Annotated in this window: 8 protein-coding genes; 2 read left to right on the top strand and 6 right to left on the bottom strand. The window is 48.7% G+C overall.

Features of this window, described 5'->3' with window-relative positions:
• The first annotated feature begins 212 nt into the window (after window positions 1-212).
• The gene (locus tag ACN081_RS06300; protein WP_419107281.1) at window positions 213-1,127 is read left to right on the top strand and encodes an exonuclease domain-containing protein; all 915 of its coding nucleotides are present in this window, start codon (window positions 213-215) and stop codon (window positions 1,125-1,127) included.
• Between the two features lie 64 nt (window positions 1,128-1,191).
• The gene (locus tag ACN081_RS06295) at window positions 1,192-1,659 is read left to right on the top strand and encodes a hypothetical protein (protein WP_419107280.1); all 468 of its coding nucleotides are present in this window, start codon (window positions 1,192-1,194) and stop codon (window positions 1,657-1,659) included.
• A 64-nt stretch (window positions 1,660-1,723) separates the two neighbouring features.
• On the opposite strand, the gene tyrS is transcribed toward ACN081_RS06295, so the two are convergent.
• The 6 genes from tyrS to ACN081_RS06265 all read right to left on the bottom strand — a co-directional run bounded on the left by tyrS (window position 1,724) and on the right by ACN081_RS06265 (window position 10,682).
• Window positions 1,724-3,031 (bottom strand): tyrosine--tRNA ligase, encoded by a 1,308-nt coding sequence (gene tyrS / locus ACN081_RS06290; protein WP_419107279.1) that lies wholly within the window; start codon window positions 3,029-3,031, stop codon window positions 1,724-1,726.
• A 130-nt stretch (window positions 3,032-3,161) separates the two neighbouring features.
• Window positions 3,162-5,453: a HelD family protein gene (locus ACN081_RS06285; RefSeq protein ID WP_419107278.1), complete on the bottom strand. Its 2,292-nt coding sequence runs from the start codon at window positions 5,451-5,453 to the stop codon at window positions 3,162-3,164.
• A gap of 192 nt (window positions 5,454-5,645) precedes the next feature.
• The gene (locus ACN081_RS06280) at window positions 5,646-6,197 is read right to left on the bottom strand and encodes an adenine phosphoribosyltransferase (RefSeq protein ID WP_419107277.1); all 552 of its coding nucleotides are present in this window, start codon (window positions 6,195-6,197) and stop codon (window positions 5,646-5,648) included.
• Between the two features lie 139 nt (window positions 6,198-6,336).
• Window positions 6,337-7,797: an argininosuccinate lyase gene (gene argH, locus ACN081_RS06275; RefSeq protein ID WP_419107276.1), complete on the bottom strand. Its 1,461-nt coding sequence runs from the start codon at window positions 7,795-7,797 to the stop codon at window positions 6,337-6,339.
• Between the two features lie 37 nt (window positions 7,798-7,834).
• On the bottom strand, window positions 7,835-9,037 hold the full coding sequence (locus ACN081_RS06270; protein ID WP_419107275.1) for an argininosuccinate synthase: 1,203 nt from the start codon (window positions 9,035-9,037) through the stop codon (window positions 7,835-7,837).
• A gap of 121 nt (window positions 9,038-9,158) precedes the next feature.
• Window positions 9,159-10,682, bottom strand: a complete 1,524-nt coding sequence (locus tag ACN081_RS06265) for an AMP-binding protein (protein WP_419107274.1) — start codon at window positions 10,680-10,682, stop codon at window positions 9,159-9,161.
• Window positions 10,683-10,713: the final 31 nt, after the last annotated feature.

The raw sequence follows: 10,713 nt of genomic DNA, 5'->3' as shown, positions 1-10,713 counted from the left end.
TCTGCAACTTGAAAAACGTAGATGCCGGTCACATTTTCAGAAAAAGATTCCCCTAAAAAGAACAAAACCACTAGTCAAGAGCGATATTTAGAAGTAAGAAAATAAAATTGTGATACAAAACAGCAATCACCGTCACTCTAAAAAGATAAAATCGATTCTAGGAACCTACTCATACAACAGCACTAAAGCATCACAGAAAGCCCAGAAATGTTATGAACACCTTCATTGCCATCGACTTTGAAACTGCCAACGAACAACGTAAATCAGCATGCTCCATCGGTATGGTCAAATTTACGACCAACGGAGAAGTCATCGACACCTACTACACCCTCATCAAGCCTCACCCCGAAGTACGATACTTCAACCCTATTAACAGCTGGGTTCACGGAATCACCGAAAAAGACATTGAAGACGCACCAGAATGGTCAGATATCGCAAAAGAAGTTGCTCAGTTCATTGGAGAGTATCCTATCGTTGCACACAACATGGCCTTCGACGGATATGTACTCTCTGACCTCAATCGTCTATACCAACAAAAACCAATCGAGAACCGACGATTCTGCACCCTACGCCTAGCCCGCAAAATTCTTGCATCCGAGATAGAACGTAAAAGCCTCGATAACGTCTACTACTATTATTTCCCCAACGAAGAATTCACACACCACCAAGCTATTTCAGATGCTATAGCCTGCGCCAAAATATTTGTTCGCATGCAGGAAGACTACCCATATGAACAAATCCAAGAGCTCTGCCCTCCAACACAAAATAATAGAAGCGGAAGTCTACAACGCCCAGGCCTCTATGCAGAACAGCTCTCAGCTCAAGAACTCATCGAAAGATATGGACAAACCCCCTGTTTAGAAGGAGAACGCATTGCTATAACAGGAACACTCAAACACGGCCAACGTAGTGCAGTGCAAGAACTTATCACCGTTCTCGGAGCAACAGCAGAAAAAAGCCTCACGAAGAAAACAACATTACTCATCGTCGGAATACCCAGCCCCCAGCACGAAAAAGCAAACTCCAATGCATCACGAAAACTGCTTAAAGCCACTGCCCTCAAAGAAGCAGGCTCACCAATACAAGTTCTCAGCGAAGAAGAATTCTTCAACAGGATTACACCATAGACCTTAAAAATTTATAAAAACCATAGTAGATTAAGGGACAAGCACAAAGAAGGGGTAGCCCACGATGAACCAAAACAAACACAACCCGTGGCAAAGAACAAACCCGTGGCAAAAGACATCTGTAGCTATCGCATTTCTACTCTTTGGTCTTGCCCTATGCATCGGAAACTTCAACGCAAAATACTACATCATCTACCAAAACTACTACCTCGGCATCTTTCTGATTATCCTTGGAATCATCACAGCACTACAAGCGGTACAAGCATTCCAAAGAAAAAGAACAAAGAAAACGACGAACACCATCATCAGTCGTATCAGCCGACTCTCCCCCAGTAAAATCATCTGGCCATTCGTCTGTTTCCTCATCGGCATAACGCTCTTCTCACAAGACGTCGATATGACCTTTGCTAAAATTCCACAGAATACCTTTACCGGAGCAGTTTTCATTGCGCTACCGTTTATTGCGATGATTCCAACTGTTTTCTTCTATATCCTCGATGTCGTTTACCAGAACACCAAGAAAAAATCATAGCCCCATACATCAGTGAGGCCCTCCCCTAGAAAACTAGAGGAGGGCCTGACTGTATATCAAGAACCTAACGAGTTACCTCAATAACCGCCATATTCTTCTTACCACGGCGAATCAGCGCGTACCGACCAAACAACAAATCATCAAGAGAAATCGCAGCGTCTTCGCCTTGAACCTTCACGTTATTAATCGAAGCGCCACCCTCTTTAAGGGTACGCCGCGCAGCAGATTTAGACTCAGACAAGCCACTCTCACATAAAACGTTAACCATATCTAGACCATCAACGTTCACACAGGCACGAGGAAGCTCAGCAGTAGCAGCAACAAGAGTATCCTCATCTAAGTCAGAGAAAGAACCCTTCCCAAAAAGAGCCTCAGACGCAGCAATAACTTTCTGAGTTGCTTCAACACCATGAACTAACGACGTCACATCAAATGCCAGAGTCTTCTGCGCCAAACGCTTATGAGGTTCCTGCTCAACAGCAGCACCCAGTTGTTCAATCTCCTCACGAGTCTTAAACGTAAAGACTTTCAAACGATCCAAAACATCAGCGTCAGCAGTATTCAACCAGAACTGGTAGAACGCATATGGAGAGCACATCTGAGCGTCTAGCCAAATCGCGTTACCCTCAGACTTACCAAACTTTGTACCATCAGAATTCGTAATCAACGGAGTACCAATAGCATGCACGCTCTTGCCCTCCGTCTTACGAATCAGCTCCGTACCAGAAGTCAAATTGCCCCACTGATCAGAACCACCAGTTTGCAAAGTGCACCCATAACGACGATTTAGCTCAAGGAAGTCATTACCCTGAAGCACCTGATACGAGAACTCCGTATAAGAAATACCCTCATCAGAGTTCAGACGTTTGGCAACGATCTCTTTCTTCACCATCGTGCCGACACGGAAGTTCTTACCAATCTCACGCAAAAAATCAATAGCAGAAAGCTCAGAAGTCCACTCAAGATTATTGACCATCTGAGCAGCATTCTCGCCCTCAAAATCTAAGAAACGCTCAATTTGAGTGCGAAGCTTACTCACCCATTCAGAGACAACATCACGAGAGTTCAAAACACGCTCAGAAGTCTGGCGAGGATCACCAATGAGCCCCGTTGCGCCACCGACCAAGCCCAATGGTTTATGTCCAGCAAGCTGCAGACGACGCATCAACAACAACTGCACCAAATGGCCCAGATGCAAAGATGCAGCAGTTGGATCATAACCCGTATAAAAAGTAAGAGTCTGTTCTGAAAGGGCCTTCTCTAACGCTTGCTCATCAGTGCTCACATGTACTAAACCACGCCATTTAAGCTCCTGCCAGATATTCTCAAAAGAATCATCATTACGTTGCTGTTCTAACACGCTCACAGACATACTTACTCCTTCTTACGGTTCTCTCAACAAACCTATTATCCAAAAACTCAAGATACCGTCTCTAGTGTATCGACAAAACACTCCAAAACATGCTCAAACTATCACAAGCACACTCAACGGTACATGACATCTACTCTAAACCAGCAGGGAACTCCTCAGCACCGACCATATACAAACGCTGAGTCGGACGAGTCATCGCAACATACAAATCACCAATAGCGCCCTGCGAAGCCCGAATAATAGCTTGTGGCTCCACCACAATCACCACATCGAACTCCAAACCTTTAGACTCCCACGGTGTCAGAACCAGAATCTGACGTTCTACAACTGTCATAGACGTACCAAAACGCTCACGATGATGCTCTGCCACAGCCTGAACCACCTGAGCATAATGTTCGTCCGTAACAATCACGCCGATTAGACCGCCACCGTTATTAACCTCATCGGTCACACAATCCACTATTGTCTGGTACAAAGAATCAGAAGAAACACGATGCAAAATAGGAGCCCACTGCCCCTGACGAACTGCACGAGGAGCATCCACCTGACGCCCAGCAGCTTGAGCAACAGCAACAGCAGCTTGAGCAATCTGCGCAGGAGTACGATAGTTCACCGTTAACGTCTCCAACGTCATACGATCCCCCACAAAAGGTTCTAACGCCTGTTCCCATGAAGAAGCACTCTCCGCAGAAGAAGCCTGAGCAATATCCCCAACAATCGTCATAGACTTCATGGGACAACGGCGGAACAATACTCGCCACTGCATTGGAGTCAGCTCCTGAGCCTCATCCACCACAATGTGTCCATACGCCCATGTACGATCAGCATACGCAGCCTGAGCAGCGCTCATACGTTCAGGAGCCACAGCATAAGAATCAGCCAATTGTTCAGCAGTAATAACACCCTCAACACCATAATCGGTAAGCTGAGCATGAACATTTTCAAGAGTCTTCTTCGCATTCTCAAGATTAGAAAGATACTCTAAACGTGCACGAGCAGCAGCCGAAGCACCAACAACTTTCTCAAAATCTCCCAGAAGCTCAGCAGCTTCATCTAAAAGAGGCACATCAGCTTCAGTTAAAGGAGCATCCCATCTCCGTGCCAACAATTTACGCTCATCAGCAGTAAATTCAGATAACGCAGAATCACGATAATGAGGTTTAGCAAAAAGCGAGCGCACCAAAGTCTCAGCAGATAGAGGCATCCATGCAAGATTCAAGGCTTTACGTACGTCCGTAGAAGAACGAACGTCTTCTTCCAGGTAAGGACGTTCAAGGCTCTGCCCAGAAGAAGAATCAAGTTGTTCTTGAAGCTGTTGAGTCAGCTCACGTATCAAAATTTTGACGAAGGTTTCACGAGCCTCATTATGAGGTTTCCCCGTAGAACGGGCACGGTCACGTGCTACACGAACCATACGAGGAGTGAGCTTTAGCTGATTTGAGCCGACAGTTAAAAATTCCGTTTTATCAAGGGTTTTCTGACGGTCGCGTACGGCACGTTTGATAGCTTCAACCATACGTAAGTCGCCTTTGAGCTGATGAATTTTAGAGTCCTTTTCGGCAACAGCACGCACTCCAGGAAATAGCGTTGCCAAAGAGGACATCACTACGCCGGTCTCGCCGAGGGAAGGAAGCACACGGTCGATGTACCACATGAAAGAAGCGCTTGGACCAATAACGAGTACACCAGCGTTGTTGAGGCGTTCGCGGAAGGTGTACAGCAAATATGCGGCACGATGCAAGGCGACTGCTGTTTTACCGGTACCGGGGCCACCTTGAACGACTCGCACCCCCGATAAATCTGCACGAATGATGCGGTCTTGTTCTGATTGGATGGTCGCAACAATATCGCCCATGCGTCCAGTGCGTTTGCGGTTCAAAGCTGCCAATAGTGCACCTTCACCGTGCAGAGTGCTCTCATCATCAAGGAGGGAGGAGTCAAGGATATCGTCCTCAATGGCGGTTACTTCACGGTGTTCAAGGGTGAGGTGTCGGCGGCGACGTACCCCGTTCCTGTCGAAAGCGGTAGCTTGATAGAAGGTGCCGGCTTCTGGGGCACGCCAGTCGGTGAGAAGTCTCTGGTAATCTTCAGAGACAATGCCGATACGGCCAATGTAGTGGGTTTTGTCGTCGTCAAAGTCTAGACGGCCGAATACTAAACGGTGATCTACTGCGTTGAGCTGGGCAAGACGGTCTTCGTAGTGCATGGCGTAGGCGTCTCGTTCTGAACGGTTCTGATGGTTACCGGCTTCTTGGTTGCGGTGTACATCGGAGATTTTTTGTTCTGTTTCGGCACGCATATGGTCTAAACGTTGATACAGCTTTTTGACGTAGGCACGTTCGAGATTTAGTGCTTGCATATAGGTTTCGTCGTTCCTCTGTTGAGCCGTAGACGTTGAAGGTGCGTTGAGGTTCTCGGTCATGCGTATTCTTTCTTTCGTTCAGAGGTGGCAAAGCATCTTTAAATTGAGGATGCTCGACGATTTGTGGTGCCGTTGCGGTGTTTAAACCGTTTTGTTGAGCTACTACTCTAGTGGAAATAGAAGGAGGAATAAGTTGTGTGTCGCTGTTTTACACAACTTATTCCCCCGCTAGTGGTTTTGGTGAGTCATCTATTATTCAGTCACGGTGCTGAGCGCTTCGATGGTGTAATTTCCGATGGCTTCGCGTCCACCGAGCCCGTCGAGTTCAAGAAGGACGCCGATACCAGCAACTTTGAGTTGGGCTTGTTCCATTAAGAATGCGGCAGCGGCGAGAGTGCCGCCTGTTGCGAGGAGGTCGTCGACGATGAGTACGCGTGTTCCTGCGGGGATATCGTCTCGGTGGATTTCAATGGCTGCGGAACCGTATTCGAGTTCGTATTCTTTGGTGAAGGTATCTCGAGGTAGTTTTCCGGCTTTGCGTACGGTCATCACTCCGGTGCCTGCAGCGTAGGCGATGGCGGATGCCATGAGGAATCCGCGGGCTTCAACACCTGCCACGATGTCGAAGGTTCCTTTAAAACGATAAACGAGTTCGTCAATGGAACGTTTAAACACCTCTGGATGAGCAAAAAGTGTTGTGACGTCGTAGAAGAGGATACCTTCTTTAGGGTAGTCCGGTATTTGTGCGCATGCGGCGGGAATTAACTCGTCGATGGGCATATCGGCAGATACATTCTGATGCATGAGTGATGTAAACCTTACGTGCCGTACGGTAACGGCGTTTATAACAGTAGAAAGTCCGTAGGAGATTATACGCCAAAAATCTTAGTGATACTGTGTAGTTTTTAAAATACCTTTGCGAAGGATGACAGCATACATATTTTTAGGTAATCTTCCATGGCTCTACGAGATGTTTTCGCGTCGCAAAGGTTCGGTGCGAAGCGAGTACCTCGAGAAGTTTTTCACGTTGCTCTGCAACAGCCTCTGGTGCTGTTCCACCTTGAGTTTTTCGGGAGTTGAGGGAACCTTCTAACGTGAGTATTTCACGTACACCAGCATGTAGGTGAGCGGAGATGTTCAGGTAGTCGTCTTCGCTAAGTTCCCATAACTCGCATTGGTTCTTTTCACAGCGTTGAACTACTTCTCCGGTTATTTCGTGTGCTTCTCGGAAGGGCACTCCTTCACGTACAAGCCATTCAGCGATGTCGGTAGCTAGGGCAAAACCTTGGGGTGCAAGCTCACTCATACGTTTAGTGTTAAAGCTCAACGTGGTAACCATGCCGGCAATAGCAGGTAAGAGAAGATGGAGCTGATCGATGGCGTCGAAGAGAGGTTCTTTATCTTCTTGTAAATCTCGGTTGTAGGCAAGTGGTAAAGCTTTGAGGGTGGCGAGGAGTCCGGTGAGGTCGCCAATGATACGACCTGTTTTGCCACGAGCAAGCTCGGCGATATCTGGGTTTTTCTTCTGGGGCATAATCGATGAGCCGGTAGAGAAGGAGTCGTCGAGGGTCACGAAGGAAAATTCTTGAGTTGACCAAAGAATGATTTCTTCACAGAGGCGGGATATGTCGATGGCAATCATCGATGTAATCCAGAGGAACTCTGCATAGACGTCACGTGAAGCTGTTGCGTCAAGAGAGTTATAGCTTGCAGAGCTGAACCCTAATTCTTGTGCAATAGATTCTGGGTCGAGTTCTAGAGAGGAGCCTGCGAGCGCACCTGATCCGTAGGGTGAGATGGCAGCTCTACGGTCCCAGTCTTGGAGGCGTTCGAGGTTTCGGCTGAGTGCCCAAGCGTGGGCGTAGAGGTGGTGGGATAGGAGGATAGGTTGTGCATGTTGTAGGTGGGTTCGTCCGGGCATGGGGACGTAGGGGTGTTGTTCTCCTTGGTGGAGTAGTGCGTCGATAACGTTCAGGAGGTGGGCGGAGAGCGAGGTTGCACTATCACGTAGGTACATTTTGCCGAGGGTTGCGATTTGGTCGTTGCGGGAGCGCCCGGCACGGAGCTTTCCGCCGAGTTGTTCTCCTGCCCGTTCGAGGAGTCCTTGCTCGAGAGAGCCATGAACGTCTTCGTGGTCTTCTGCTGGGGTGTAGGTTCCGTGACGGACGTCTTGTTCTAGTGTGTCTAGGGCGGTGAGCATCTGTTCTAGTTCGGCGTCGTTGAGTAGGTGTGCTCGGTGCAGGACGCGGGCGTGTGCTCGGGAGCCAGCGATGTCGTAGGGTGCTAGTCGCCAGTCAAAATGAGTTGATTTGGAGAGTGCTGCTAGGGCTTCTGCTGGTCCTGAGGTGAACCGTCCGCCCCAGAGTGAACCGGAGTTGGTGCCGTGTTTTTGGTCTGAAGACATGGTTTGAGCCTTGGTAGAGGGTGGTCGTGTATGTGGTTTAGGGGTTGAGGCGCTGGTCGCGTGCGGAGGCAACTTTTGAGGAGAGTCCGAAGATTTCGATGAATCCGCGTGCGTGTGCTTGGTTGAAGGAGTCACCTTCATCGTAGGTGGCGAGGTTGAAGTCGTAGAGGGAGCTTGTGGAGCGTCGTCCGGTGACGACTGCTCGTCCGGCGTGTAGGTCCATGCGGATCTCTCCGTTGACCATTTGTTGGGTGTCTTGGATGAAAGCGTCGAGAGATTTTTTTAGGGGTGAGAACCATTGTCCGTCGTAGACGAGTTCACTCCAGCGTTGGCCAACAATTTTTTTGAAGCGTGCTTGTTCACGTTCAATGGTGACGTTTTCGAGTTCTCGGTGAGCTGCGATGAGTGCCATGGCCCCGGGCGCTTCGTAGATTTCTCGGGATTTGATGCCGACGAGGCGGTCTTCGACGATGTCGATTCTTCCAACGCCTTGTGCGCCAGCTCGGCGGTTCATTTCGGTGATGGCTTCTAGCGGTGTGACGGGTTTGTTGTCGATAGCGACGGGGATTCCTTGTTCGAAGGTGATGGTGAGGGTGTCTGGTGCTGGTGAGAAGGTGGGGTCGTCGGTGTAGTCGTAGACGTCTTTGGTCGGCGCATTCCAGATGTCTTCGAGGAATCCTGTTTCTACGGCTCGTCCCCAGACGTTTTGGTCGATGGAGAAGGGATTTTTCTTGGTGGTGACGATGGGTAGGTTGTTATGTTCTGCGTAGTTGATTGCTTTTTCTCGGGTCAGCGCTAGGTCTCGTACTGGTGCTATGCAGGTGAGTTCTGGTCCGAGGGTTTGAATGCCTACTTCGAAGCGGACTTGGTCATTGCCTTTTCCGGTGCATCCGTGAGCGACGGTGGTTGCATTGAATTTTTGGGCGGCTTGTACGAGGTGTTTGACGATGACGGGGCGCGATAGTGCGGAGACGAGCGGGTATGCGTCCATATAGAGGGCGTTTGCTGCTAGTGCTGGCATGCAGTAGTCTGTGGCGAATTCTTCGCGTGCGTCTGCGATGTAGGCTTCGATGGCTCCGCAGTCTAGTGCTCGTTGGCGGATGGTTTCGAGGTCTTCTCCGCCTTGTCCTACGTCTACTGCTACGGCGATGACTTCTGCTCCGGTGGCTTCTGCAATCCAACCGATGGCTACGGATGTGTCTAGTCCGCCGGAGTATGCGAGGACGACGCGCTCTTTCATGGGGGTATTCCTTTTGTCTTGTTGATAGTGGGGTGGGTTTGTTCGTTATCAACAAGTATGAATAATTATCTATAAATATGCAAACCTATGGATAATATTTCTCAAAAAGTCACATAATACGCTATTGACTCAAGTCACGCTTGAGAATTTTTCCAGTCGCACCCAAGGGTAACGTATCAACAACCCGATAATGACGAGGGCGCTTATAGTCCGCAAGCTGCTGAACACACAAGTGTTCAACCTCCAAACAAAGAGCTTCCTCTTGCGATGGAGAACACTGCTGACGAGGAAGAACAAAAGCATAAATCTCCTCCCCCACACGCATATCTTTTCGCCCCACAACAGCCACCATACGCACCTGAGGATGCGTCGCAATAACATCCTCAATCTCTCGCGGATATACAGAATATCCATGACGCAAAATCATGTCTTTGAGCCGATCAACAATAAAAATATTTCCCTGCTCATCAATTGTTGCAATATCCCCCGTTGCCAACCATCCATCAGATAATGATTGAGAAGTTGCCTCAGGATTATTCCAGTACTCCAACATTACATTAGGCCCGTTAACCCACAACTGCCCTGGCGCACCAGCAGGAAGCACTTCTCCGTTACTGTCACGCACCTGCACACGAATACCCGTTAAAGCAGTCCCCACAGAGCCAACAACAGGAGGGCGAGAAGGCTGATTAAAGGAAACAACCGGAGAAGCCTCAGACAAACCGTAGCCTTCAAGAATGTGACAGCCAACCAACTTATAGAAGTCCTCATGAATTGAGGCCAACAAAGGAGACCCACCAGAAATTCCGTAACGAATCTTACCCATGAGCACTGAAGATTTTTGTCCCTCTAAAGAGGCCGACATTGCAGCATACATCGACGGGACGGCAGCAATAATGCTGACATCAGCTTCAACGCATAATTCAATAGCCGCCTCAGGAGTAAAGCGTGGCAATAAGGCAACCGAAGCACCCGCAGCGAAGACCGCGTTCATCGACACAGTTTGCCCGAAGGAATGAAAAAGCGGCAGCCCTCCAAAAAAGACGTCTTCTGGGGTGTAGTCAAAAAATTCTGCCACCGTCATCGCATTGGATAAAAGATTTTGATGAGTCAGAACAGCACCTTTGGGTTGCCCTGTTGTACCAGAAGTATAGAGAATAACAGCAGGATCTTGAGCATGAACACTAACCGGTTCAATAGCAAATTCTTCTAAAGCCTCCACATCCAAGGGAGTTGCAAAAGTTTCAGCACCTACAATGCGCTGTTGGACCCCCTCAAAAGAGATATTCTCCATCATCACACGCGACCCCTCCCATGCAATGAATAGCTGCGCACCAGAGTCTTCTAGGTGATACCGCACTTCACGTTCGGAAAGCAGCGGGTTCAATGGAACGCAAATTGCCCCCAATGAAACGATTGCATAGTAATACACCGGCATCGCCACGATATTAGGCAGGGAAAGAGCCACCGGTGTTTGATACCCCACTCCAAGTTCTCGTAGCTCTAGTTGAGCTTGAGACACCATTACTTGTAATTGTCGGTAGCTCAGAACAGTATCTTGGTAGAACAATGCATCACGCTCGAGGTGAGCACAAGAGAGGAGAAGGCTAGCTACATTACAGGGGGTTTCGTTGAAGGTTGTCACAATGCGTTCTATTCATTCAGGGGTTGCATAC

The organism is Rothia sp. P13129, from assembly GCF_048512865.1.
In the GTDB taxonomy this organism is placed as follows: domain Bacteria; phylum Actinomycetota; class Actinomycetes; order Actinomycetales; family Micrococcaceae; genus Rothia.
Note: the sequence above shows the minus strand (reverse complement) of the source record. Positions and strands in the feature narration are given on the sequence as shown.

What these genes read in the sequence shown, in the direction of transcription:
- ACN081_RS06300 (WP_419107281.1), top strand. Translation starts at nt 213, where the DNA reads ATGAACACCTTCATTGCCATCGACTTTGAAACTGCCAACGAACAACGT.
- ACN081_RS06295 (WP_419107280.1), top strand. Translation starts at nt 1,192, where the DNA reads ATGAACCAAAACAAACACAACCCGTGGCAAAGAACAAACCCGTGGCAA.
- tyrS (WP_419107279.1), bottom strand. Translation starts at nt 3,031, where the DNA reads ATGTCTGTGAGCGTGTTAGAACAGCAACGTAATGATGATTCTTTTGAG.
- ACN081_RS06285 (WP_419107278.1), bottom strand. Translation starts at nt 5,453, where the DNA reads ATGACCGAGAACCTCAACGCACCTTCAACGTCTACGGCTCAACAGAGG.
- ACN081_RS06280 (WP_419107277.1), bottom strand. Translation starts at nt 6,197, where the DNA reads ATGCATCAGAATGTATCTGCCGATATGCCCATCGACGAGTTAATTCCC.
- argH (WP_419107276.1), bottom strand. Translation starts at nt 7,797, where the DNA reads ATGTCTTCAGACCAAAAACACGGCACCAACTCCGGTTCACTCTGGGGC.
- ACN081_RS06270 (WP_419107275.1), bottom strand. Translation starts at nt 9,037, where the DNA reads ATGAAAGAGCGCGTCGTCCTCGCATACTCCGGCGGACTAGACACATCC.